The organism is Demequina phytophila (genome assembly GCF_000971135.1).
Taxonomy (GTDB): Bacteria; Actinomycetota; Actinomycetes; order Actinomycetales; family Demequinaceae; genus Demequina; species Demequina phytophila.
The window spans coordinates 308,315-331,842 of sequence record NZ_BBLW01000003.1 but is presented as its reverse complement, the minus strand read 5'-3'; the positions used below and the strand labels follow the sequence as shown (position 1 = coordinate 331,842).

At 72.3% G+C, this 23,528-nt stretch carries 25 protein-coding genes and 3 tRNA genes; 8 read left to right on the top strand and 20 right to left on the bottom strand.

What is annotated here, in order from left to right; genetic code table 11:
- Positions 1–8 precede the first annotated feature (8 nt).
- Entirely contained in the window at positions 9–713 is a 705-nt protein-coding gene (locus tag AOM01_RS06580; protein ID WP_062290763.1) for a DUF2786 domain-containing protein, read from the bottom strand.
- A gap of 21 nt (positions 714–734) precedes the next feature.
- Complete coding sequence (gene purT, locus AOM01_RS06575; RefSeq protein ID WP_062290760.1) at positions 735–1,940, bottom strand: formate-dependent phosphoribosylglycinamide formyltransferase; 1,206 nt, start codon at positions 1,938–1,940, stop codon at positions 735–737.
- Positions 1,941–1,990: 50 nt separating this feature from the next.
- Between purT and AOM01_RS06570 the strand changes: the two genes are divergently transcribed.
- Positions 1,991–2,725 carry a DedA family protein gene (locus AOM01_RS06570; protein WP_228374233.1) on the top strand — a complete coding sequence of 245 codons (735 nt, stop codon included), beginning with the start codon at positions 1,991–1,993 and terminating at the stop codon, positions 2,723–2,725.
- Here AOM01_RS06570 and AOM01_RS06565 read toward each other — a convergent pair.
- Genes AOM01_RS06565 through AOM01_RS06545 form a run of 5 tightly spaced genes read right to left on the bottom strand, consistent with a single transcriptional unit; the run spans position 2,713 to position 6,367 of the window.
- Positions 2,713–3,426 carry a type III secretion system chaperone family protein gene (locus AOM01_RS06565; protein WP_062290758.1) on the bottom strand — a complete coding sequence of 238 codons (714 nt, stop codon included), beginning with the start codon at positions 3,424–3,426 and terminating at the stop codon, positions 2,713–2,715. The genes AOM01_RS06570 and AOM01_RS06565 overlap by 13 nt on opposite strands.
- Positions 3,427–3,430: 4 nt before the next feature.
- Positions 3,431–3,988, bottom strand: a complete 558-nt coding sequence (locus AOM01_RS06560) for a LemA family protein (RefSeq protein WP_062290755.1) — start codon at positions 3,986–3,988, stop codon at positions 3,431–3,433.
- Positions 3,989–4,044: 56 nt separating this feature from the next.
- The gene (locus AOM01_RS06555; protein WP_062290752.1) at positions 4,045–4,956 is read right to left on the bottom strand and encodes a hypothetical protein; all 912 of its coding nucleotides are present in this window, start codon (positions 4,954–4,956) and stop codon (positions 4,045–4,047) included.
- A 46-nt stretch (positions 4,957–5,002) separates the two neighbouring features.
- Positions 5,003–5,569 (bottom strand): orotate phosphoribosyltransferase, encoded by a 567-nt coding sequence (pyrE, locus tag AOM01_RS06550; protein ID WP_062290750.1) that lies wholly within the window; start codon positions 5,567–5,569, stop codon positions 5,003–5,005.
- 33 nt (positions 5,570–5,602) lie between these two features.
- Entirely contained in the window at positions 5,603–6,367 is a 765-nt protein-coding gene (locus AOM01_RS06545; RefSeq protein ID WP_062290747.1) for an SDR family NAD(P)-dependent oxidoreductase, read from the bottom strand.
- Positions 6,368–6,411: 44 nt separating this feature from the next.
- Between AOM01_RS06545 and AOM01_RS06540 the strand changes: the two genes are divergently transcribed.
- Positions 6,412–7,197 carry an exodeoxyribonuclease III gene (locus tag AOM01_RS06540; protein ID WP_062291001.1) on the top strand — a complete coding sequence of 262 codons (786 nt, stop codon included), beginning with the start codon at positions 6,412–6,414 and terminating at the stop codon, positions 7,195–7,197.
- Positions 7,198–7,204: 7 nt separating this feature from the next.
- Here the strand turns inward: AOM01_RS06540 and AOM01_RS06535 are convergent, their stop codons facing one another.
- Together AOM01_RS06535 and AOM01_RS06530 are read right to left on the bottom strand one after the other, a co-directional pair.
- On the bottom strand, positions 7,205–7,624 hold the full coding sequence (locus AOM01_RS06535; protein ID WP_062290744.1) for a septum formation family protein: 420 nt from the start codon (positions 7,622–7,624) through the stop codon (positions 7,205–7,207).
- A gap of 82 nt (positions 7,625–7,706) precedes the next feature.
- Positions 7,707–8,246, bottom strand: coding sequence for a variant leucine-rich repeat-containing protein (locus AOM01_RS06530; protein WP_156155865.1), 540 nt, complete (start codon positions 8,244–8,246; stop codon positions 7,707–7,709).
- Between the two features lie 167 nt (positions 8,247–8,413).
- Between AOM01_RS06530 and AOM01_RS06525 the strand changes: the two genes are divergently transcribed.
- The 3 genes from AOM01_RS06525 to AOM01_RS06515 are packed head-to-tail and all read left to right on the top strand — an operon-like array spanning position 8,414 to position 11,293.
- Positions 8,414–9,064 (top strand): response regulator transcription factor, encoded by a 651-nt coding sequence (locus AOM01_RS06525; RefSeq protein WP_062290739.1) that lies wholly within the window; start codon positions 8,414–8,416, stop codon positions 9,062–9,064.
- 13 nt (positions 9,065–9,077) lie between these two features.
- Entirely contained in the window at positions 9,078–10,250 is a 1,173-nt protein-coding gene (locus tag AOM01_RS06520; protein WP_062290736.1) for a sensor histidine kinase, read from the top strand.
- The gene (locus tag AOM01_RS06515; protein ID WP_062290733.1) at positions 10,247–11,293 is read left to right on the top strand and encodes a DUF8320 family protein; all 1,047 of its coding nucleotides are present in this window, start codon (positions 10,247–10,249) and stop codon (positions 11,291–11,293) included. The genes AOM01_RS06520 and AOM01_RS06515 overlap by 4 nt, the downstream gene beginning before the upstream one ends.
- Positions 11,294–11,327: 34 nt before the next feature.
- On the opposite strand, the gene AOM01_RS06510 is transcribed toward AOM01_RS06515, so the two are convergent.
- The 3 genes from AOM01_RS06510 to AOM01_RS06500 form a co-directional block, all read right to left on the bottom strand.
- Entirely contained in the window at positions 11,328–11,717 is a 390-nt protein-coding gene (locus AOM01_RS06510) for an SHOCT domain-containing protein (RefSeq protein WP_062290730.1), read from the bottom strand.
- A gap of 69 nt (positions 11,718–11,786) precedes the next feature.
- A complete protein-coding gene (locus AOM01_RS06505) occupies positions 11,787–12,368 on the bottom strand; it encodes a DnaJ family domain-containing protein (protein ID WP_062290727.1) in 582 nt (193 codons plus the stop codon).
- Between the two features lie 67 nt (positions 12,369–12,435).
- Positions 12,436–12,511: transfer RNA gene (locus AOM01_RS06500), tRNA-Arg, on the bottom strand.
- A gap of 221 nt (positions 12,512–12,732) precedes the next feature.
- Between AOM01_RS06500 and AOM01_RS06495 the strand changes: the two genes are divergently transcribed.
- Positions 12,733–13,719 (top strand): NAD-dependent epimerase/dehydratase family protein, encoded by a 987-nt coding sequence (locus AOM01_RS06495; protein WP_062290724.1) that lies wholly within the window; start codon positions 12,733–12,735, stop codon positions 13,717–13,719.
- Between the two features lie 101 nt (positions 13,720–13,820).
- On the top strand, positions 13,821–14,480 hold the full coding sequence (locus AOM01_RS06490) for a TetR family transcriptional regulator C-terminal domain-containing protein (protein ID WP_062290721.1): 660 nt from the start codon (positions 13,821–13,823) through the stop codon (positions 14,478–14,480).
- 60 nt (positions 14,481–14,540) lie between these two features.
- On the opposite strand, the gene AOM01_RS06485 is transcribed toward AOM01_RS06490, so the two are convergent.
- The 7 genes from AOM01_RS06485 to AOM01_RS06455 all read right to left on the bottom strand — a co-directional run bounded on the left by AOM01_RS06485 (position 14,541) and on the right by AOM01_RS06455 (position 21,498).
- Positions 14,541–14,632 (bottom strand) — tRNA-Ser (locus tag AOM01_RS06485).
- Positions 14,633–14,686: 54 nt separating this feature from the next.
- A tRNA-Ser gene (locus tag AOM01_RS06480) sits at positions 14,687–14,774 on the bottom strand.
- 24 nt (positions 14,775–14,798) lie between these two features.
- Positions 14,799–15,227: a hypothetical protein gene (locus AOM01_RS06475; RefSeq protein WP_062290718.1), complete on the bottom strand. Its 429-nt coding sequence runs from the start codon at positions 15,225–15,227 to the stop codon at positions 14,799–14,801.
- Between the two features lie 118 nt (positions 15,228–15,345).
- Positions 15,346–15,948 carry a GTP-binding protein gene (locus AOM01_RS06470; protein WP_062290715.1) on the bottom strand — a complete coding sequence of 201 codons (603 nt, stop codon included), beginning with the start codon at positions 15,946–15,948 and terminating at the stop codon, positions 15,346–15,348.
- Positions 15,929–16,327 carry a DUF742 domain-containing protein gene (locus tag AOM01_RS06465; RefSeq protein ID WP_228374232.1) on the bottom strand — a complete coding sequence of 133 codons (399 nt, stop codon included), beginning with the start codon at positions 16,325–16,327 and terminating at the stop codon, positions 15,929–15,931. The genes AOM01_RS06470 and AOM01_RS06465 overlap by 20 nt, the downstream gene beginning before the upstream one ends.
- Position 16,328: 1 nt before the next feature.
- Positions 16,329–16,769 (bottom strand): roadblock/LC7 domain-containing protein, encoded by a 441-nt coding sequence (locus tag AOM01_RS06460; RefSeq protein ID WP_062290712.1) that lies wholly within the window; start codon positions 16,767–16,769, stop codon positions 16,329–16,331.
- Positions 16,770–16,833: 64 nt separating this feature from the next.
- Entirely contained in the window at positions 16,834–21,498 is a 4,665-nt protein-coding gene (locus tag AOM01_RS06455; protein WP_169746528.1) for an ATP-binding protein, read from the bottom strand.
- A 173-nt stretch (positions 21,499–21,671) separates the two neighbouring features.
- On the opposite strand from AOM01_RS06455, the gene AOM01_RS06450 reads away from it, so the two are divergent.
- The gene (locus tag AOM01_RS06450; protein ID WP_062290706.1) at positions 21,672–22,628 is read left to right on the top strand and encodes an NAD(P)H-quinone oxidoreductase; all 957 of its coding nucleotides are present in this window, start codon (positions 21,672–21,674) and stop codon (positions 22,626–22,628) included.
- Here AOM01_RS06450 and AOM01_RS06445 read toward each other — a convergent pair.
- The gene (locus AOM01_RS06445; RefSeq protein WP_062290703.1) at positions 22,625–23,479 is read right to left on the bottom strand and encodes an HAD family hydrolase; all 855 of its coding nucleotides are present in this window, start codon (positions 23,477–23,479) and stop codon (positions 22,625–22,627) included. The genes AOM01_RS06450 and AOM01_RS06445 overlap by 4 nt on opposite strands.
- Positions 23,480–23,528 lie beyond the last annotated feature (49 nt).

Here is a 23,528-nt window from a genome sequence, read left to right as displayed (position 1 = left end):
CGACGCTATCAACCTGCCGCCCCGGGCAGCTCGCGCCGCCCCGCCTCGTCCACCTTGCGCCCCAGCGAGATATCGGCGCGCTTGCCCGCCTCCGCACCTGCGGACCACCCTTCCCAGGAGTTCAGCACGCGGCGCCGAGCCGACCGGAGGTGCGGGAACATCTGCGAGTACGCCTCCTGCACCCGGGTTGAGCGGTCCGCGAGCACCAGCGCGGAGCCGGTCCCCTCCTCCTCAGCCTCGCGCAGCGCGCCGGCGTAGAAGTCCGCGAGGCGCTCCGTCACAGTGCCGGTGAACGACCACGCGAACGCCTTCTTGCGCGACTGCGATCCGCCGTACAGATCCATCTCGAGCCGCATCGCCGGCAGCAGCGTCTCGACCAGGGCCGCCACCATGGCGAGGTCGGACGCGAACCCCACGGATGTGACGCGCCGCCCGCCGTGGACCACGGACCGGCAGGAGAACACCTGCGCAATGCCGCAGACGAGGATGATCTGGTCCTTGACGTAGGGCGCCTCGAACTCGAACTTCCGGGTGGTCGGCTTCTCCGCCTCCTCGCGGGTCATCCGCACCCCGGCCTCGTCGATCGCGTAGCGGACCATCAGCTTCTCGGCACGCTTGCGGGCGAGGTCGCGCTCGGCCGGATAGGGCGAGCCGCCGTCCGCGACGCGCAGCAGTGTCTGGATCTGCTCGAGGAGGCTGGCGCGATCTTTCACCCGACCAGGGTCGCATCGCCGTCAGACAGCGGAGGGGTTCTCCACAAGCTCGATCCGCAGCGCCGCAGCCGCCTCCCGCGCCGCGGCGCGCGCCTCGTCCACCGTGGCGCCGCGCGCGACGGTGACCGCGACGCGGCGGCTCCCCTCGACGCGGGGCTTGCCGAACAGGCGCACGTCGACGCCCGTCCCGGCCAGCGCATCGTCCACCCCCGAGAACACGGGGACGCCCGCGCCCGTCGCGAGGACCGCGCACGACGCCGCGGGGCCCAGCGACAGGACGCCCGGCACGGGCAGGCCCAGGACGGCGCGCGCGTGAAGCGCGAACTCGGACAGGTCCTGCGAGGCGAGGGTGACCAGGCCCGTGTCGTGGGGGCGGGGCGAGACCTCGGAGAACAGCACCTCGTCGCCGCGGACGAACAGCTCCACCCCGAACACGCCCTGTCCGCCGAGCGCCTCCGTGACCGCGCCCGCGATGCGTCGCGACTCGGCGAGCGCGGCGTCCGACATGGGCTGCGGCTGCCACGACTCCCGGTAGTCGCCGTCGACCTGGGTGTGCCCCACCGGGTCGAGGAACGTGACGCCTCCCGCGTGGCGGACGGTGAGCTGCGTGATCTCGTAGTCGAAGTCGACGAATCCCTCGACGATCACCCGCGTCCCCCCGGCGCGCCCGCCCTCGACCGCGTACGTCCACGCGGCGTCCACGTCGGCCTCCGAGCGCACCACGGACTGGCCTTTGCCCGAGGACGACATCACGGGCTTCACCACGCACGGCGTGCCCAGCTCGGCAACCGCGGCGGCGAGCCCGTCGCGCGTGTCGACGAACCGGTAGGGCGACGTGGGCAGGCCCAACTCCTCCGCGGCGAGCCGGCGGATGCCCTCCCGGTCCATCGTGAGGATGGTGGCCCGGGCGGTGGGGATCACCGTCGCGAGCCCGGCCTCCTCGACCTCCGCAAGCACGGCCGTGGCGATCGCCTCGATCTCGGGGATCACCAGGTGCGGGCGCTCGGCGGCCAGCAGCGTGCGCAGCGCCTCCGGGTCGAGCATGTCGATCACGTGTGCACGGTGCGCAACCTGCATCGCGGGCGCGTCGGGGTACCGGTCGACGGCGATCACCTCGACCCCGAGGCGCGTGAGCTCGATCGCGACCTCCTTGCCGAGCTCGCCGGCGCCCAGCAGGAGCGCGCGGGTGGCGGTGGGCGTGAGCGGGGTGCCGAGCGTGACGGTCATGCCGCCATCCTCCCAGCCGACTCCCAGGACCGTGCGCCTACAGTGTCCCCGTGACCCTGACCGCTCTCGCCGCGACGCTCCCCGCCACCGTGCACACGCTCGGCCCCGACTGGCTCGACCCCGAGACCATGATCGAGGGCTTCATCTCCCGCTGGGGCGTGTGGGCCGTCGCCGCCGTGTGCGTGGTCGTGATCGTCGAGACCGGGTTGCTGTTCCCCATCCTCCCCGGCGACTCGCTCCTGTTCACGGTGGGGCTGTTCGTGGGTACCGGAGCGCTCGACATCCCGCTGTGGGCCGCCTGCCTGGTGCTGTTCCTCGCGGCCTTCGCGGGCGACCAGCTCGGCTACGCGATCGGGCGCAAAGCGGGACCCGCGATCTTCAACCGGCCCGACTCGCGCTGGTTCAAGCAGGAGCACATCACCAAGACGCACGCGTTCTTCGAACGGTACGGCGGCCGCGCGCTGGTGCTCGGGAGGTTCGTGCCCTTCGTGCGCACCTACATCCCGGTCGCCGCCGGGATCGGCCGGATGCCGTACTCGCACTTCGTCCGCTACAACGCGATCGGCGCGTTCGCGTGGGGCGTCGGCTTCACCCTGCTGGGCTACTGGCTCGGCAGCTTCGACGTCATCAAGGACAACCTCGAGCTCGCGGCCATCGTGATCGTGGGCATCTCGGTGCTGCCGATCGTGATCGAGTGGTGGAGGCACCGGCGCGACGGGCGCGCCGCGGGCGCGCAGGGGGACGATGCGGTGGTCGCCGAGGCGTGCGACCCTCAGCTGCCGTAGTCGGCCAGCACGAACGGCGGGATGTCCCCGACGAACGTCTCGAGACGGTCGAGCTCCGCATCGAGCCGCGACAGGTCCGGGCGTCCACGCCTCACCACGGCGGCGAGGCTCCCCTCGATGACGAGCGTCGCTCCAGTCCACCCGGGCCGTAGCAGCTGCTCGATCACGTGGGGCGCGAGCACGGCGTGCGCGTACGCGTCGTCACGCGCGCTCACGCGCCACCGCTGGTTGAACTCGTGCGACTCGGTGTCGACGTCGCCCCATCCGAGCCGCGTGAGGACCCGCTGGACGGCATCGTCGGGCGCGAAGCGCAGCGGCGGAAGGCTCGCCGCTAAGGGGATCCAGACCACCTGGTAGTCGTCGCGGGTGGTGCGCCGGTTGCCCTTGGAATCGCGCGAGTGCTCGACGACGACGTAGCGGAACGCCTGGAACGGCCGCCCGTCACGCGCACCCGTGATGATCTCGCGAGCCTCCCGCTGGTCCCCCATGCCGAACGGGCGCGTCGAGAGCCGCTCCGCCAGCGCATCGTCCCGCTCGACCCAGGTCCATCCGCGGGACGCGATCCAGGCACGTAGCTGCGCGAGCCGCCTCTGCTCGGCCTGGTAGTACCTGATCCCGCCCCACACGACCGCCGCGATGAACGCCGCACCGCACAGGAAGGTCAGCAGCGTCGAGACGGGCCCGTCGCCGTAGAAGAACACGAGGTCAGAACTGGACGTTCGGCGCCTGGCGCGCCGCGTCCTCCGTCTCGAAGTACTCCTCGCGGTGGAAGCCGAACATGTTCGCGATGATCACCGTGGGGAACGTCTCGATGCGCGTGTTGAGGCTGCGCACGTTCGCGTTGTAGAAGCGGCGGCCCGCGGCGATGCGGTCCTCGGTGTTGGTGAGCTCCTGCTGGAGCTGCATGAAGTTCTGGTTCGCCTTGAGGTCGGGGTACGCCTCCGCCACCGCGAACAGGCGTCCGAGCGCCTGCGTGAGGACGTTCTCCTGCGCGGCCTGCTCCGCGGGCGAGGATCCGGGCGCGGCGGCGATGGTGCGCGCCTGCGTCACGGCCTCGAGCGTGCTCGCCTCATGCTTCGCGTAACCCTTGACGGTCTCGACGAGGTTGGGGATGAGGTCGTGCCGACGCTGCAGCTCGACGTCGATCTGGCGCCATGCCTCCTGGACCAGGTTGCGCAGCCGAACCAGGCCGTTGTAGGCCGCGATCGCCCAGATGACGATGATGACGAGCACCACCGCGAGCGCGATGAAGAACCATTCCATGTGTCTCTCCTGACGTCTGTGGCGACTCTAGCGGGGCGGGACGCGGGCGGACAGGGTCACGCGCGGGGCACCTCCGGGTCGGCCGGCGGCTCCTGAGGCGACCATTGCTGCGCCTCGTCCGCGCCGATCCCGGTGTAGCGGCGCGAGTTGAGCACGCCCGGCGTGGTGGCCCACGCGGGACCCACGAGCGGTGCGTCGGGATCGGCCACGGCGGCCCCGGCGTCCTGGAAGCGGCGGATCACATGGGCGGGGATGCGCCGCGCGACGCCCGCGACCACGTCGAGGCGCCTGCTGAGCGTGTCGACGCCCTCCCGGCCAGGCGACCACAGGAGGACGGCGCCGCCGTCGATGCGCAGCGACCGCCCCTGCACGTCGGGGGCGAGCAGGCGCTCGATCATGCGCGGGTCGATCACGTCGTGCCCGTACTTGAGGTCGCGGGTGATCACGCGCCAGCGCGCGTTGAACGCGTGCGACTCGACCTCGATGTCCGTGCCGCCGAGCGCCTGAGCGAGATGGTGGCCCACATGCTCGGGCACGATGTCGAGACGCGGCAGCCGCACCGGCAGCTCCGCGAGGGTGACCTGGAACACCTGGGCGGAGGACCGCTGCCCGTCGGACTGCTGCTCGACCACGTGGGTGAACGTGGCGCAGCGCATGCCGCCGTACGTGCCGCGCAGCACGTCCTCCTGCCGCACGCTCGAGCCGTTCAGGTCGAACGGCTGACCCGAGAACCGCATCGAGTACGCGGCCGTGCGCGGCAGGAGCTCCCAGCCGTGCTCGAGCGCGAAGCGGGCGGCGGCGTCGCGATGCCGGAACGTGTCGTACGCCTCCCACGCAACGAGCGCGAGAACAGCGACGCCGGCGAAGGCCAGCACCACGAAGGCGGCGCGACCGCCCACCACGTAGGCGATCACGCCCAGGCCCGCGAGCGCGCCGGTGCCCACGCGCATCGCGGTGATCCCTCGCATGGCGGCCACCCTAGCGAGGGCCGCCGCTCGCGTGAAGGGTCCGGGCTCAGCCCAGGCCGAGGTCCTCGAGGCCGTAGAGGTAGAGGTAGGGCAGGCCCTCCTCCTCGATGACCTCGCGCGCGCCCGTGTTGCGGTCGACGATCACCGCGACCGCGACCACGTCCGCGCCGGCCTCCTTGAGCGCGCTCACCGCGGTGAGCACCGAGCCGCCCGTGGTGGACGTGTCCTCGACGGCGACGACCTTGCGGCCGGCGACATCGGGGCCCTCGATGCGGCGCTGCAGCCCGTGCGCCTTGTTCTCCTTGCGCACCACGAACGCGTCGAGGTCCAGCCCGCGCGACGCCGCGGCGTGCATGAGCGCGGTCGCGACGGGGTCCGCGCCGAGCGTGAGCCCGCCGACCGCGTCGACGTCGGCGGGACCGAAGCCCGCCTCCTCGAGCGCGTCGAGCAGCACGTGGCCCACGAGCGGGGCCGCACGGTGGTGCAGCGTGATGCGGCGAAGGTCGACGTAGTAGTCCGCCTCCTTGCCCGACGCGAGGGTGATGCGGCCGTGCACGACGGCGAGGTCCTTGATGAGGTCGCGCAGCTGCTCGCGCGGGGTGCCGGTGGTCATGGCGCCCAGCCTATCGGGGGACGATGCGCCGGTTCAGTCGGCCTGCTGGCTGCGGCGGCCGCGCGTGAGGCGCTTGGGAACGGCACGCAACGCAGCGCCGGCGAGCGCGTAGCCGAGCGACGGGGTCACCACCGTCTGCCCGCGCCTCACCGCCGCGAGCGCGGAGGCGACCACCGGCTCGGGGTCGAGCCACACCGGCTCGGGGAACTCGCGCCGCATGTGGGACAGCGCGTCCGAGTCGTGGAAACGGGTGCGCACCAGGCCGGGGAGGACCGCGGTGGCGGTGACGCCCGTCCCCGCGAGCTGGCCCGCGAGCGCCTGAGTGAACTCGACGGCCCAGCGCTTGTGCGCGGCATACGTGGTGTTGCCCAGGTGCGCCGCCACGGACGCGACGTTGAGGATCGCGCCGTGCCCGCGCGCCACCATGCCGGGGACGGCGGCGTGGGTCAGCCGCAGCGGCGCGGTGACGTGGATGTCGAGCAGCGCCTTCTCATGCCGCCAGCTCGACTCCGCGAAGCGCTCGCCGATGCCGAAGCCCGCGTTGTTGACCAGCAGGCTGACCGGGTGCTCGTGCGCCTGGAGGCGCGCCGCGACCGCGGTGCGGCCCTTCTCCGTGGTGAGGTCGGCGGGCAGGATCTCGGCGGTGCGGCCGGTGGCCCCTTCGAGGAGGTGGGCGACCTCGCTGAGGCGGTCGCGCGAGCGCGCCACCAGCACCACGTCGTGGCCCGCGGTGGCGAGCTGCCACGCGAACTCCTCGCCGAGCCCCGCGGAGGCTCCCGTCACCAAAGCGATGGCCATGCGACGAGGCTACCCGGGCATCGTCCCCCGGTAGTTTGGTGACCATGCGCCTCGCCACCTGGAACGTGAACTCCATCCGCGCCCGCGTCGACCGCGTGGTCGACTGGCTCGAGCGGTCCCAGACGGACGTGCTCGCGATGCAGGAGATCAAGTGCAAGCCCGAGCAGTTCCCGCGCGAGGCGTTCGAGGCGGCGGGCTACGACCTCGCGATCCACGGCCTGAACCAGTGGAACGGCGTCGCGATCGCGTCGCGCGTGGGGCTGACGGATGTCGAGACGTCCTTCCCCGCGCAGCCCGGTTTCGCGAAGACGGGCGACCCGGTGGTCGAGGCGCGCGCGATCGGCGCGACCGCGGGCGGCGTGCGCGTGTGGAGCCTCTACGTGCCCAACGGCCGTGGCCTCGAGGACCCGCACTACGCGTACAAGCTCGACTTCCTGGCCCGCCTCCGCGACGCGGCCGCGACGTGGGCCGACGCGCCGACGGCGCTGGTGGGCGACTTCAACGTCGCGCCGCTCCCCACCGACATCTGGTCGGAGGAGGACTCCGAGGCCGTCACCCACGTGACGCCCGAGGCACGCGCCGCGTTCCACGCGTTCGAGGACGCCGGATACGCCGAGCTGTCGCGGAGGTTCATCCCCGCCGAGCGCACCTACACGTTCTGGGACTACAAGGCCCTGAGGTTCCCCAAGGGCGAGGGCATGCGCATCGACTTCGTGTACGCGTCCCAGCCGCTGGCGGATCGCGTGACCGGCGCGACGATCGTGCGCGACGAGCGCAAGGGCAAGGGCGCCTCCGACCACGTGCCCGTGGTGGTCGAGATCGCGGACTGAACCGCTCCTACCCGGCCAGCGTCCCCTCGAACACCACCGGGACCCCGGACTCCGGATCGGGCGCGAACGCCGCGCACACGGCCCCGCGGCCACCGTCCGCCCACACGTCCTCGAGCGGGTACGTGTAGAAGATGTCGAGCGAGGACGTGCGATACGGCTCGCCCACGTAGGCGTCGAAGCGGTCCACGCACTCGGCCTCGACGTCGGCGATGATCGCGTCCTCGTCGAACTGGTCGGCGGTGACGTCGAAGGTCGCATACACCTCCGCCTCGTGGGGACCGTCGCACGCGACCACAGGGACATCGCGCACGGAGTCGCCGACTCCGGAGATGGTGAGGCAGTCGCCCACCGCGAGGGGTCGCGAGTCACCCGCGGCGCACCCGGCCAGGAGGAGCGCGGCGGCGGACAGCGCGAGCAGGCGGGACATGGCTGCGACGGTACCGCGTCGCGCGACGGCGCCGGTACGGCGGGACCGGTGCGGCGGGACGCGACCGCGCGCGTCCCGGGGTTCAGCCGAGGAGGCGGCCGCGGGCGGAGATCGCGGCGAGCACCGCGGGCTCGCCCTGCTCGATCAGCCACTGGAGCAGGCTCGACGGCGCGGAAGGGTTCGCGGCGATCGCGGGCCGCAGCTCGGGGTGCGTGTACGCGAGCTCGGACAGCTCGTTCGCGGTCGCGTAGGGGCTCGCCGCGAGCAGGCGCTCCGCGCCCTCGCCGCCGACGGTGAACGGCGCCGGGATCCGCGTCACGGTCGCCGCGGGGAGCGGACGGGACTCGACGGCGGGCTCATGGGAATCGCGGATGAGGCGACGGACGATCACGACGATGATCGCGATCGGCACCAGCGGAAGGATGAGCACCACGGGCGGCACGGTCATGTCCAGCGCGTACTCGGCCAGGAAGGCGAAGGCGATGAAGGTGACGGCGCCGACGAGGAAGATGATCCTCGAGCCGGCGCTCAGGGCCACGCGAGAGTGGAGAGAGGCGATGACGACGAGTGCGAGCATTCCCCCCGTGACGACGAGAGCCAAGGACTCGGTCGACCAGCTCACTACTCGAACCCCTCTCCACCTCCCGCGTGAACCTCGAGATGAGCCTCCCGTGACCCGTGCATGCCAGCAAGCCCCCATTTATGGGGGCACCCCCGCCCATGTCGTTCAATGCCAGGCCATTCACCCTCGTGTGGACTACGATTCGGTCTGATGGAAGGGGGGACGCCATGACCGCCGCGAAGGAGCACCGGGTCATCGCCCTGGTCGAGGATCACGCTCTCATCTCGCTCGGCTTCCGCGACCTCATCGAGGGCGCGCAGGATCTCGAGCTCGCCGGGCTCGTCGAGAGCGTGGACGCGCTGCCCGGGCTCGGGCGCACGCTGGACCTGGTGGTCCTGGATCTGCGGCTCGCCGACGGCTCCACGCCCGAGGCGAACATCGCCGCCGTGCACGAGATGGGTTCGCACGTGCTCATCTACACCGGCGGCGAGGACCGCCGGCTCATCCAGTCCGCCGCGCGGGCCGGGGCGCTCGGGCTCATCCGCAAGTCCTCGGAGCCCGACGTGCTGCTCGAGGCGATCCGCACCGCGGCCGCCGGGCAGGAGGTCTTCGGCACCGACTGGGCGGCTGCGATCGACTCGGATGACGCGCTCGCGGATGCACGGCTGAGCGCGCGCGAGCGCGAGATCCTCTCGCTCTACGCCTCGGGCCTCACCGCGTACTCGGTGGCCCGCCACCTCGGGGTGTCCCGCGAGACGGTGGCGGACTACGTGAGCCGCATCCGTCGCAAGTACGCGGACGCGGGAAGGCCCGCGCAGTCCCGGGTCGACCTGTACAAGCGTGCGCTCGAGGACGGGCTGCTCGAGGGACCGCAGTGACCGTGGACGCTCGGTGAACGCAGCGGCGCGGCCCGCGCGCGAGCGCATCCAGCGCACCCTGCTGCTCGCCGTCGGCATCGGCGCCCTCGTGTTCGGCACGCTGCTCGCGGGCGGTGCGAGCGGGTTCCTCGTGCAGATCGACCAGCTGTACCCGCCGCTCGGCGTCGTGACGGTGGTGGTGGGCGTGGTGATCCCCGCGTTGTACACGGTGCTGTCCCGTGTGCTCCCGATCCGCCCCCTGCTGCTCATCGCGGGCGTCACCTCGCTGGTGTTCATGGCGATCCAGGTCGCGTGGCCGCTCATGATGAAGGAACCGTTGCTCGCGGACGACGGCACGCCGTGGACGCAGGGCATCAACGCGATCCACGCCACCGCGGCGGCCATCGCGTGGCCGCGGATCATGGGCTGGGTCTACCCCCTGGTGCAGGGCCCCGTGGTCGCGGTCACCCAGATGCAGGTCCGCGACGACGCGGCCCTCGAGGCGACGCTCGACGGCCTGGGCGCGATCATCTACTGCCTGATCCTGTGCGGTGTGTCCATCGCGATGATCGCGGCCGGCGACCGTCAGGACACCGCCGCGGCCCACGCTCGCGAGCAGGCCGCCCTCGAGGCGAGCCGGCGCACGCGCGAGGCGGAGCAGTCGCGCATCAACGCGATCGTCCACGACGACGTGATGTCTGTGCTGCTCGCGGCGTCGCGCCCGTCGCCGCCCGACTCGCTCGCGGACCAGGCCCGCCACGCGATCGGCAGCGTCGAGTCGCTGGTGAGCGGCCGGACCGAGACCCGCGACTACGACCCCGAGGAGTTCGTCGCCGTGGTCCGTTCCACCGCCGCCACCGTCGATGCCGCGATCCCCGTCCGCTACGCCGTCGACGGCGAGGCGCCGCTGCCCGCCGGGGTGGTGGCGGCATTCGCGGAGGCGACCGCGGAGGCGCTCCGCAACGCGCTCGGCCACGGCGGTCCCGACAGCGACCCCCGCGTCGAGTGCGACGTCGACGACGACTCGGCCCGCGTGGTGGTCGCCGACCAAGGCCAGGGCTTCTCCGCGAGCCGCGTGTCGCAGCGCAGGCTCGGCATCCGGGTGTCGATCCTCGAGCGGATGCGCACGGTCGCGGGCGGCGATGCAGAGGTCTCCTCGACGCCCGGCGTCGGCACCACCGTCGTGCTGTCGTGGAGCCGCGCATGAGCCTCGGTCATCCGTCCCCGCCGCAGGCGTCGCGCACCGTGGACGTGAGCCGTCTGCTCGCGCTCAGCTCCGAGGGCGCGAGCCTGATCCTGGGCGTGTTCATCGTCACGAACGTGGTCTTCACCATCTCGACCATCCACACGCTGAGCTTGCGATGGCCCGCCTACGTCGCCGCCGTGATCGTGAGCGCGGCCGGCATCCTGCTCGCGCGTCCTCACCCGGATCCCTTCCCCATGCGCGACTCGCTGCTGGTGGTCGGCGCGGTGGTCGCGTCGACGCTGCTGATCACGTGGACCCTGCCCACGGAGGGCTCGCCGGGACGCGCCTCGTGGCACCTGGGCTCCAACACGTGGCTGCTGTGGTTCCTCATCCTGCGCGGGCGGACGGGCCTCGCCTGGGCGGCGGCGGGCGCGATGGCCGCGATCACGATGGTGTGGACCGCGACCACGGATCGCTCCGCGCTCACCGGCCTCATGATGGTCGACACGCAGCTCGGGCTCCTGGTGGTCGCCACGTTGTTCGTCACCAGCCTGCGCCGCACGGCGCACCGGATCAACGAGCTGACGGAACGCTCCGTCGACGCCGCCGCCGCGGCAGCCACGGCCGAGGCCGGGCGTCAGGTGCGCCTGCAGCGTGCCGCGGAGGTGGCGACCGCGACCATGCCGTTCCTGCGCCGGATCTCGGACGGCGGGCCTCTCGACGACACCGAGCGCGCACGCATCCGCGAGGCGGAGGCGAGGCTGCGCGACAGCGTGCGGGGCCGCGCGCTCGCGACTCCCGCCGTGCTGGACGCGGCCGCCGAGGCTCGCGCACGCGGCGTCGACGTGACGCTCCTCGACGACCGTGGCGCCGGGCTGGACTCGGGCGACGCCATGGCACGGGTGGACGATGCGGTGGCGACCGCGCTGGCCACGGCGTCGGGCACCGTGACGGTGCGGCTGCTCCCGCCCGACCGCGACGAGGCCGTGACCATCGTCGCGATCGACGGGGACAACGTCAGCCGCACCGTGCTGGATCAGGCCGGACACACGACGGCGGCCTGACCCCGAAGGGCCAGGCCGCCGCGAGAGGTTTCGATCAGGCGAGCGCCTTGGCCTTGATGGCCTCGTACTCCTCGGCCGTGATCGCGCCCGAGTCGAGCAGGTCCTTGGCGGCCTTGATCTCGCCGGCCGGGCCGGCCTCGCTCATGAGGCCCTTGGTGTACTCGACCTGCGCGGCGCGCATCGCCTCGGCGTCCGCCACGTCGCGCTCCGCCATGCCCTTGCCGCGGGCGAAGATGTAGATGAGCGCGCCCAGGACGGGCAGCAGCACGAGCAGCAGGGTCCACAGGATCTTGGCGAAGACGCCGATGCTCTTGTCGCGGAACACGTCGATCACGAACCGGATGACAAGGAAGATGAACGAGATCCAGATGAAGAACCACAGGGACCACAGCAGGATGTTGAGGAAGTTGGCGAAGAAGTCCATCGCGGGGCCTTTCTGCAGCCGGACCGTCTGCCCGGACTGATACTCAGAACGCTAGCGCAATTTAGGGCGCTAGCGGGGGTGTTGGCCATCGGGTGACGTCGGGCTCGCGCCCCGCCGCGCGCGCCAACGACGCACCTCGCCCTCGACGTCCCGCGTCGGGGTGATGAGGGGCGGCCCGTCGCTCGGACGGGCACGCGCGGTGATCCCGCGCGAGTTGAACTCCGCGAGCGCCTCACGCACCTCCGCCTCGGCCCACAGCGCGTCGAGGCGGGCGTCCAGCGCGGCGTCGTCGCGCCGCAGGAGCACCGATTCGGGCGCGAGCCCAGACAGCTGCTCGCGCTCCACCAGCGCCTTGGTCCACCAGTCCGGGTCGCCGCTGGTGAGACCTGGGATGGGCTTGCCGGCGAGCGGCAGGTCGTCGAAGTCGCCGCGGCGCTGGGCGTCGAGGATCTGGCGCTCGACCCACAGGTGCTGGGTGTCCGCGCGATCGCGCCGACGCCGCTCCGCGAGCAGCTTCTCGCGCTCCCGTCGCTCGTGATCCGCGGCGAGGCCCGCGACGTCGACGGTGTCCGGCTCGCCCTCGCGGCCCGCGCGCTCGGCCTCGTACCGCGACGCCGCGAGCTGCGGGTCGGACGGCTGCGGGTCGCGCATCGGTCCATGGTGACACGCGCGCTCCGGATACGACGAAGGCCGGACCATGGGGTCCGGCCTTGATGTCTGGCGCGCCCGGAGGGATTCGAACCCCCAACCTTCTGATCCGTAGTCAGATGCTCTATCCGTTGAGCTACGGGCGCGTGACCCTCGCGGGCCGAGACACAACTATACAGGGTTCACAGGGTGCCGCTGACCACGCGGGCGCACCGGCATCTACGCACGGTCGAAACCCCTGATCGATGGCACAAATATACGCAAACCACTTCACAAGGGACGGGGTCGCGCGGCATGATCAGGGTGTCGAGGGGGCGGCACCGCCCTCCCGATGTCTGGTCGCTGGGGATCTCGAGGGGGGCTGGAGATGACCGACATGTGGCAGGGGCGTACGTGCCTGGTGACGGGCGGCGCAGGATTCGGCGGCAGCCATCTGGTGGCGGAGCTGGTCGAACGAGGGTCGCGGGTCACGGTGATCGACCGCGAACCGATCGAGAGCAAACCTCTCGAGGACATGGGCGTCGAGGACGCGATCACCTTCATCCAGGGTGATCTCCGCGAGCCCGAGACTCTGGCTGAGGCATTCGCGCACGACCGGTTCGACGTGGTGTTCCACCTCGCCGCCGACCCGATCATCATGAACAGCCTGAGCAAGCCCGCCTCGGTGGTCGACGACAACGTCCGCGCCACCACGCAGGTGCTCGAGGCGTGTCGCACCGCCGAGAACCAGCCCGTCTTCGTCTTCGCGTCCAGCGGCGCCTACTACGGCGACAGCTTCGAGCCCGAGCCCATCCCCGAGACGCGCGAACCGCGCCCCGCCACCAACCTCTACGGGCCGTCGAAGATGGCGGCGGAGATGATCGTGCGCGGGTACGGCAACACCTTCAAGATCCCGCACGCCTCGTGCCGGTTCATGAACACGTACGGACCGGGAGACCGCCACGCGTCACGGCTGGTGCCTCGCGCGCTGTCGCAGCTCGCGGCCGGCGACGGCTACGACTTCGGCGACCGCGATGACGGATCGACGCGGCTCGACTTCCTCTACGTGGGCGACATGGCCCGCGCGTACATGAGTGCCGCCGATCACCTCGCGTCCGGCGGCGAGCCCGGCGCCTTCAACTTCGGCAACTCGACCCTCAACTCGATCCGCGATGTTGCCGAGCGCGCCAGCCTCGCCTACGACGGCGTCGCTCGGGAGCCGCAGTTCCGCGGCGTCCGCACCGGTCCGCCGCGCCAGCGCCGCCTCGACGTCACCAAGGCGCGGACCGTGCTGGGCTGGAGCGCGTCCACCGGGCTGGACGAGGGGCTCGAGAAGACGGTCGCCTGGTTCCGCGCGGGCGTCCCCGCCTCCTGACCTGCCTCGCCGGGGGACGATGCCCTCCCCGCCCCGCGCGCGGCGTCCGTCCGCGCGGGGCTACAGTCGAAGGACTGGACGACGGCGTTCGGGAGGCGACGATGACGCACGACATGGGCATCCAAGGACCGGCCGGGGGGCGCCTCCGGCTCGAGCTCGACGAGCGCGCGCTCGCGGCCGCGGCCCTCGACGAGATCCGCGACAGCGGCTGGCGCGACGGCTCGGCCGCCCGCGTCGCAGATGCGGCGGGACTCACGCTCGAGGACCTGCGTGCGACCTACCCGGACGAACGCGAGCTGCTGATCGACGCCCTGCGCCTGCGGGACGACCTGGGCATCGACCTCCTGCCCGACACGCCGCGCGACGGGCGCGGACTGCTCCAGGCGTTCATCGACATCGCGCGCTTCGGCACCGAGACGCCCGGCACCCTCGAGCTGTTCTCGACGCTCGCGACGGCGGCGACCTCCCCCGATCACCCCGGCCACGAGTACTTCCGCGCCCGCTACGCGTGGCTGCGCGGGCTCCTGGTCGACGCGCTGCGCGAGCTCGAGGAGGAGGGCGAGCTCAAGCGCCGGTGCGACCCCATGGACGTCGCGGCGCAGGCGATCGCGCTGCTCGACGGGCTGCAGATCCAATGGCTCCTCGAGCGCGACATCATCGACGTCGAGGGCCTCCTGCGCGGCTTCCTCGACCGCTACCTCCACGAGCCGCTGGAACCCGCCCGACCCATCCGGGTGCCGCAGGCCGCGACGCCCGCGTAGCCGCCGCATCGTCCCCAGCAGAAAGGCCCCGACGCGTGAGCGCCGGGGCCTTCGCGAGAGCGGAGACGGTGGGATTTGAACCCACGGAGGGGGTATAAGCCCCTCACGGTCTTAGCAGGACCGCGCACTAGACCTGACTATGCGACGTCTCCAAGGGTGCCCAGGATAGCGGGCGCACGGCGACGGGAGCAAAATCCGCCACGCGGCGGAGAGTGTGGGATTCGAACCCACGGAGACGGGTTACGCCTCAACGGTTTTCAAGACCGTCACCTTCGGCCGCTCGGTCAACTCTCCTTGACGCGATCGGGCCGGAGCCGGTCACGCGCCGGTTGTATTGTGCCAGCCCGGAGCGAGGCCGGGGCTCAGCACCTGCAGCTCGTAGAGCTCGGCGGCACGTGCGAGCTCGATGTCGTAGGTGAGGATCGCGTGGATCTGCGGGTGCGCGACGGCGGCACCCAGGTGCAGCGCGGCGAACGGCTTCAGCACCGCGACCGCATGCGTCGACACGGACATGTTGTGCTCGGAGAACCGGATGACCGGGATCGAGCCGCGCACCATCTCCACCACGTCGAAGGCCTTGGCCTTCTGCTCGCGGGGGTACAGCTCCGCCGCCTGACGCAGCTCGGTGAACCCGAGCTGCGTGGTCGCGAGCTCGTGGATGCGGGGCACGGCGAAGTCGTTGAACTCGTCGAAGTAGCGCACGCCGGGCAGGAACCGGCACAGCCCGGTGCCGTCGACGTAGATCACGGTAGAAGGGTAGCCCGCCCTCGGGCGGGCGCCCCGCACCGGACGGGGGACGATGCTCGGGTCGCCCCGGACATGGCAGAGCCCCCGCGCACGGGGGCTCTGCCTGCCTCAGCTGGGTTCAGCGGTTGCGGATGCGACGCATCGCGAGCTGGACGACGGAGATGAGCGCCTGCTTGGTGGCGGCCTTCTCGCGGGCGTCCGTGTACATGATCGGGGTGTCGTCCGACAGGCCCAGGGCCTCGCGGACGTCCTCGAGGGTGTGGCGGGCGACGCCGTCGAAGCAGTTGACGCACACCACGAACGGGATGCCGCGGCCCTCGAAGTAGTCGACCGCGGGGAAGCACTGGTCGAGGCGCTCGGTGTCGACGAGGACGACGGCGCCGATCGCGCCGCGGACCAGGTCGTCCCACATGAACAGGAAGCGGTCCTGGCCGGGGGTGCCGAACAGGTAGAGCCACAGCGAGCCCGGCAGCGCGATGCGGCCGAAGTCCATGGCGACGGTGGTGGTGGTCTTGCGGTCCGTGACGCCACCCGCGTCATCGACGCCGACCGAGTGCTCGGTCATCGCGGCCTCGGTGTTGAGCGGGTCGATGTCGGAGATCGAGCCGATGAAGGTCGTCTTGCCGACGGCGAAGCCGCCCGCGATGACGATCTTGACGACGGTGGGCGCCGTGGTGGCCGCCGGCGCGGCGACGGCCGCGTTAGAGGGCTGCGATGCCATCGAGGACACTCTCCAGGAGACTGAGGGACAGGCCGCCGGACGCATCGTGCGTGGTCGCGTCGTCGGCCGTGCCGCCTACGTGGATCTTCAGATAGTTGACTTCGGCAAGGTCCGTCACCAGCACCCGGACCACACCCAGCGGAAGCCGGGTGTGGGCAGAGAGCTCGGCCACGGACTGGAACTGACCCGCAGCGAGCTGCAGGATCTTCTTCTTCTCGGGCGTGAGGCCCGAGGAAGCCTGGGGGTCGACCGTCGACTCGACCAGCGCCTCCATGGGCAGGTCGGAGCTCGCGGCGCTCACGCGTCCACCGGTCAGCGCATAGGGCCTGACGGTGTACGCCTCCTCCTCGCCGTCGTGCGGCATCGTGGCATCGGACATGTCAGACCCGCGTCTGGCCGTCCGTGGGGAGGTTCTGACGCATCTCGGTGATGAGCTGCGGCGTGAGGGCGTTCTCGAAGCGCGAGACGAGCAGCGTCATCTCGTAGCCCACGAGGCCCACGTCGCAGGTCGAGTCCGCGGCGACCGCGAGCACCGAGCCGTTGGACACGCTCATGAGGAACAGGAACAGCTCGTCCATCTCGACGATGGACTGGCGCACCTCGCCCGCCTGCAGCTGGCGTGCCGCGCCGCGCGTGAGGCTCGACATGCCGGCGACGATCGCGGCCAGGGTGTCACCCTCGGTGCGGTCGAGGTTCTTCGACATCGCCATGAGCAGGCCGTCCGCGCTCACCACGAGGGTGTGGCGCGTGCCGGGCACGGACTCGACGAAGTTGTCCAGGAGCCACCCGAAATTGGTGGCCTCGGTGCTGAGGGCGGTCACTTGTGCTCCTTGAGGGTGGTGCGGGGCCCGAGGGCCTGAGGGGTTGCAGAGGCGGTCATGGTGGTCACTCGTTCGCGTGCTGCGGCGCCGAATGGAGGTCGAGCTCGGCGGCGTCCGTCCGGGCACGCTGGGTGCCCGAGTAGAAGCTGCTGAAGCGGCTGCGCACGGCCTCGGCATCACGCTCCTTGGGCGCGAGGGTGACCTCGTCCTCGAGAGGCGTGGTCTCCACCGGGGCGGCCTCCGTGCGGCGACGCTTCTGGAGCCCGGCCTTCGTCTTCTCGACGCGGGGACGGGACTCCGACAGCGAGCTGAGCTCGGAGAACGCGGCACGCGTGAGGTCGACGTCGTCCTCCCAGGCGCGACCCGACGAGTTCTCGGTGTCGAGCACGGGCTGGTAGGACTGCGCGACGGACTCGGCCCCGGCGGCTGCCAGCGCGGACGCTCCCGCGCTCTCCCAGCCGTGCGCCTCCGCGAGCTGCTCGGGCGTGAGCGCCGCCGCGGGTGCGGGCTCGGGCTCGGCCGCCGGCGCGGGGGTCGGCCACTCGGGCTGGAACGACGCCGCGTTCCAGGGGGTGTACGGCTCCGCCGGTGCCGCGGCGGCGTCCACCGACGAGGCCTCCGGCTCGAACGAGGCCGTCCATGCGCGAGCAGGCTCGGGCTCGGGTGCGGGCTCCGCGACGGGCTCGGGCTCGGCGACGGCCGCGGGCTCCGATGCGACCGGGAACGGCTCGGGCTGGGTCTCGGGCTCGAACGCCGCCGGCTGGAACGCCTGCGGCGGGGTCTCGGGCTCGATCGCGGCGGCCGCGGCCGCCGGGGCGAACGCGGGGGCCTCCTCCTGCGTGAACGGCTTCGCCGCGGGCTCAACATCGCGACGGCCACGGCCGAACAGGCGACCGAAGAAGCCCTCGCGTCCGGACTCGTGTCCCGACGCCTCCGCGATGATGTCGTCGATGCTCGGTCCGCCCATCGGCGCAGTCTCGGCGGGTGCCGGCGCCTGCGCCTCGGCCGTGAGCGCCGCCTCGCGGGCGTGCTCGTGCTCGGCGGCGGCCGCGGCGAACGCGGCCGCGTCGAGCCACGGCGCATCGGCGACAGGTGCGGCGACCGGCTCGGGCTCGGGTGCCGTCTCGAGCTCCCGGACGGTCTCGACCGCGGGAGTCGCGACGGGCATCGCGGGCTCGTCGAGCTCCGCGAGCGAGACCGCCTCGACGGGCTCGATCTCCTCGATGGCCGGCAGGGGCCACGACGCCGGCGCCTCGATCTGCGGCTCGGAGACGCTCGCCCACGGCATCACCGGGGCGGGGGCGGCGGCCGTGGCGGGCTCCTGCTCCGCGGCCGGAGCGGACTCCTCGACGATGGCGCCGTCATCGGGCTCGAGCATCGGGATCGACAGCGCGTCGATCTCCACCTCGATCTGCGGCTCAGGCTGCGGCGCGGTCTCCGGCTCCGGCGCCCGGGCGGCGCGCTCACGGCGTGCCAGCGGTGCCGGCGTCAGCGCAGGAGACTCCGCGCCGGCGAACGCGGCGCCGTACGGCGACCGCGCGAACGGCGAGGTGGGCGCCGGCTCCTCGACGGCGACCGCGGGGGTCTCACCGGTCGCGAGCTTGGGCATGGAGAACGTCGGGAGCGCAGGCTCCGGCTCGGTGACCGCTTCGGGCTCGGGCTCGGGCTCGGGCTCTACGACGGCCTCGGCCATCGCGGGCGCGAACGCGGGCACGACCTCGACCAGGGGCTCGAGCACGGGCTCGACCACCGGCGCCGACTGCTCGGACGGCGCCGGCTGCTCGGCGGCGGCCTCGGTGGCGCGGCGGAACGCGTCGAACGCCGCGAACGCCCCTCCGGCGGCACGTGCCGGGAGCGCGGGGGCCTCGGGCTCGTCCGCGAGAGCCTCGGCCATCACCGGGGGCTCGACGGTGGGCAGCGGCTCGAACTCGGCGGGCTGCTCGTTGTCGCGGCGGGAACGGAATCCGCGGAACACGGAGGCACGCTCCTCGGGCGTCTGCGGCGCGATCTCCGCCGGAGACACCGCGGGGGTGAAGGCCGATGCCTCCGCGTCGAGCGCGTCGAGCTGGTCGGCGGTGGCGCGCACCGGGAGACCCACGCCCGTCTGCTCCGGCTGGGCCGGGGCATCGGCCGGCGTCTCGGCGGCGCGACGGCGACGCGTGGGCAGGCCGGCCGTGGTGGTGCCGGACGTGAGCTCGGGTCCGGAGACCTCCTCGACCACGGGCGCGGCCGCGGCGTCCGCCGCGATGAGGGCCTCGAGGCCCACGGGCATCGGGATCGAGTCGTCGTCGGCATCGAGCGCGGGGACGGCGACCGGAGGCTCCGCCGCCGCGACCGGGGCGGGAGCCGCCTCGGGCTCCTCGGCGGCGCGGCCGCTCAGGCTGGCGCCCTCGACCACCGTGGTCGGGGCGTACGCCTCGCCGATCGGCGCGACGGCCGCGGGGGCCGCCGCCTCGGGGGCCTCGAAGAGCGCCGCGGGCAGCAGCACGGTCGCCACGGTGCCGCGGCCCTCGAGCGAGGACAGCGCCACCTGCGCACCGAGGCGCCGGGCGATGCGCCCGACCACGAACAGGCCCAGGCGCTGCGCGCCCAGGATCTCGGACGCGGCGGACGACTGGACACGGCTGTTCGCCTCGGCGAGCTCCGCGTCGGTCATGCCGATGCCGGTGTCGATCACCTCGACGGTGAAGCCCTCCTCGGTGCGCCCGGTGCGAACCACCACGCGCGAGCCGGGGTCCGAGAACACGGTCGCGTTCTCGAGCAGCTCCGCGAACAGGTGCGCGGCGGTGAGGGCCTGGTGGCCGAGCATCGCGGGGTCGACCACGAGGTCGAGATCGACGCGCTCGTAGAGCTCGATCTCGGACGATGCGGTGCGCACCACGTCCGACAGCGGCATGGGGCGGCGCAGGCGACGTCCGGTGTCGATGCCCGCGAGCACGAGCAGCGACTCCGAGTTGCGGCGCATCCGGGTGGCCAGGTGGTCCAGCGCGAACAGGCGGGTGAGGCGGTCCGGGTCGTCCTCGCTGCGCTCCATCTCGTCGATGCTGGAGAGCTGGCGGTTGAGGAGCACCTGGTCGCGGCGGGCGACGTTGACGAACATCTCGGAGATCGATCCACGCAGGGCGGCCTGCTCGCGGGCGATCTCGATGGTGGCCGCGTTGACGCCGTTGAACGCCTCCGCGAGGCGGCCCACCTCGTCCTGCGACTCGACGGTGATCTGCACCTCGGACACGTCCACGTCCTCGCCGGGCTGCGCGACGCGCTCCACGAGGCGGGGCAGCTCCTCCCGCACCGCGGCGGCGGTGGTGGTGAGGCGGCGGAGCGGGTTGACGATCCGGCGGGAGATGGCGAACGCGATGAGCAGCGAGCCGATGACGGCGCCGATGCCGATCGCGAGGGTGAGGTACGTCGCGGAGAGCGCGTTGCGCGTGTTCGCGGAGATCGCGCTGGTGGTGCGGTCCCACGCCTGCTCGCGCAGCGGGATGTACTGGTCGAGCTCCATCTGGACCTTGGCGGGCCAGTCGGCCGTGCGCGCCGTCACCAGCGCGGAGTCGAGGCCGGTGAGCACGGAGCCCTGGATGGTCGTGAAGGACGTTCCGGTGGAGGTCGCGGACGCTCCGAAGTCGGGGACCTCGATGGCCGGGTTGAGGCCGGCGCCGCGCGCCTGGGCGTCCTCGAGCGCGATGCGGGTGCGCTCGACGAGCGTACGGGTGCTCGCCACCTCGGCGGTGACGAACGAGCCCTGGCGGATCAGGCGGTCGAACGCGTCGCCCTCGTACTTCACGCGCTCGATGAGGCGGTCGATGGCACCGTACGCCTGGAGCGTCGCGACGACGTTGCGGTCGGGCACCGCGAGGGCGACCGCGTCGGTGGCGTCGACGAACGTGTCGACGACCGAGGTGTAGTACTTGAGGATCGCGGAGGGCGACAGGGCGGCGGAGCGGACCCCCGCGCGGATCTCGGGGAGCGAGTCGCGCAGCTCGCTGCCGGCCGCCACGGAGGCGAGCGCGGCTGCGTTGTCCTCGGTCGCCTCGACGGTGGCGGCCTCGGCGGCGATGTCGTCCAGCCCCGTGTCGACCGCCGGGAAGGTGGCCTCCAGGGTCGCGCGGGAGTCGGCGGTGTCCGAGTACAGGGCGTGCGCGAAGTCCGCCTCCTGCTGGATCGCGTAGGAGAGGGCGGCGAACTCGAGCGCGAGGTCGAGCTCCTCGGGCGCCTGGTTCGACATGGTGTCGAGCGAACGCGACGCGTCGCTGTACTCCTTGTCCATGGCCGCGACCTCGTCCGCGGTCGGCATGACCACCCAGTCGCCCGCGGTCTCGGGCGCCGCCATCTGCACGGCACGCGCGTCGGGCAGCATCGCGGCACCCGCGCCGCCGAGCTGGTCAGCGGTGAAGTCCAGGAGCGAGTCGGCGGAGGGCGAGTCGAGGCGGTCGACCTTGTCGGCGAGCGTGGTCCAGCGCCTCGTGACCTCCTCCTGCGCGGCCGCGAGCTTGGCGCTCGTGTCCTGGATCAGGTGCACGTAGGTGAGCGCGGCGGAGCGCTCCGTCTGGAGGTCGGCCTCCGTCTCGCGCGCCTGTCCCAGCGTGTCCACGAGCCGCTCCGCGTTGGAGCTGCTGGTGTAGGACCGGGACGCGGTGACGCTGATGTACGCGACCGCGGCCGCGAGCACGAGAACGGGCACCATGACGACGGCGAGGAGCTTTCCTCGAATGCCGAGCCTCTGAAGCATGGACCTTCCCCTCCCGAGCCGCCGCATAGGCGTGACGCCTGTGTGCGTGGATTCAAGCGGCCGCTCCCCCGGGTTATCGGCCACACCTGGGGGAACATGAGCCATCATCCGTGGGCGTCGTGTGTTGAGAGGATAGGGGCGGCCCACTATGACGGGGGAAATCGGAGAAAGTGATGAAAGCCACTCTTGTCACCTCACCGGGCGGTCCGGAGGTATTACACCTGGCAGATGTGGCATTACCGGCGGTCGGTGCGCATGACGCTGTGATGCGGATCACAGCGGCCGGGGTCAACCGGGCCGACATCCTGCAGCGTCAGGGCCGCTATCCGGCCCCCGCGGGCGCGCCGGCCTGGCCCGGGCTCGAGGCAGCCGGCGTGCTCGAGGCGACCCCCGCATCGTCCCCCTGGCACCCCGGCGACCGCGTGTGCGCCCTGCTCCCGGGCGGCGGGTACGCCGAGCGTGCCGTGGTCGACGCGTCGCTGCTGCTGCCGGTGCCGGACGGCGTCTTCGACGTCGAGGCGGCGTCGCTCGTCGAGGCGTGCTGCACCGTGGTCTCCAACCTCGACGCCGCCGGCGCACGCGCGGGCGAGACGCTGCTGGTCCACGGCGGCTCGGGCGGGGTGGGCACCGCCGCGATCCAGATCGCGAAGGCGCGCGGGATGCGGGTCATCGCGACGGCGGGCGGCGCGGAGCGCGCGGCACGATGCGCGGCGTTGGGCGCCGACGTCGCGCTCGACCATCGCAGCGGCTGGCAGGACGAGGTCGCGGCGCTCGGCGGCGCCGACGTCATCCTGGACGTGGTGGGCGCCGCGTATCTGGGCGCGAACGTGGCAGCGTTGCGCACGGGCGGGCGCCTCGTGGTGATCGGCATGCAGAAGGGCGCGCGGGGCGAGCTCGACCTGGGCGCGCTGGTCGCGAAGCGGGCGACCGTGATGGGCACCACGCTGCGGGCGCGGCCGCTGGTCGAGCGCGCCGCGATCGTCGCACGCGTGCACGAGGAGGTGTGGCCGCTGATCCCGCGTCGGGTCCGGCCGGTGATCCACGCGACGTTCCCGCTCGCGCGGGCGAGCGACGCGCACCGGGCCCTCGAGTCGGGCGAGGTGTTCGGGAAGGTCGTGCTGACGGTCTAGAGGACCGCGAGCCGGTCGGGATCGATGAGGCGGTCGAGCACGGTGAGGATGCCGTCCTCCTCGACCGAGCCGACCACCTCGGTCGCGGCCTCCTTCACCCGGGCGGGCGCGGTGCCCATCGCCGCGGAGTGGCCGGCCCACTCGAGCATGTCGATGTCGTTGTTGCCATCGCCCACCGCCACGGTGTGATCGGGGTAGACGCCCAGCTGACGGCGCAACGTCTCGAGCGCGGAGGCCTTCGACACGCCCGGCGGGGTGAGGTCGAGCCACGCCGACCAGCCGACCGCGTAGGTGACGTCGTTGAGGCCGATGCGGTGGACCAGCCCGTCGAAATGGCTCACGTCGACGCCGGGCGCGCGGATGACCACCCGGGTCGCCTCGTCGTGGCACAGCTCGTCGAAGTCGGTGACGACGCGCTGGCGCCCCACCAGCTCCCCCTCGGGGAACTCGCGGTTGACCAGGAACCCGACGCCGAGGTCCTCGACCGCGTAGAAGGCGTCGGGGAGCTCGTCACGCACCAGCTCCAGCGCCGCGCGGGGGTTGAACGTCACCTTCTCGACGATGTCGTACCCGCCGGGAGAGGCCGGGTTGAGCCTCACGGTCACCGCGCCGTTGGAGCACACGGCCCACCCGCGGCGGATGCCCAGGCGCTGCGCGACGGGCATCATGCCGAGGATATTGCGTCCCGTGGCGAGGATGACGTGGTTGCGGCACATGCGCGCGCGCTCGACCGCGTCGACCACGGCGGGCGAGATCTCGCCGCCCCAGTGCATGAGCGTGCCGTCGATGTCGAGACCCACGAGCCGCCACAGGTCCGGGGACAGCGGCGGGCGGAGCTCGCGATCGTTCATGGCTCGACCCTACGACGGCGCGGCGCCGCCGCCGTCCACGCGCAGGTGA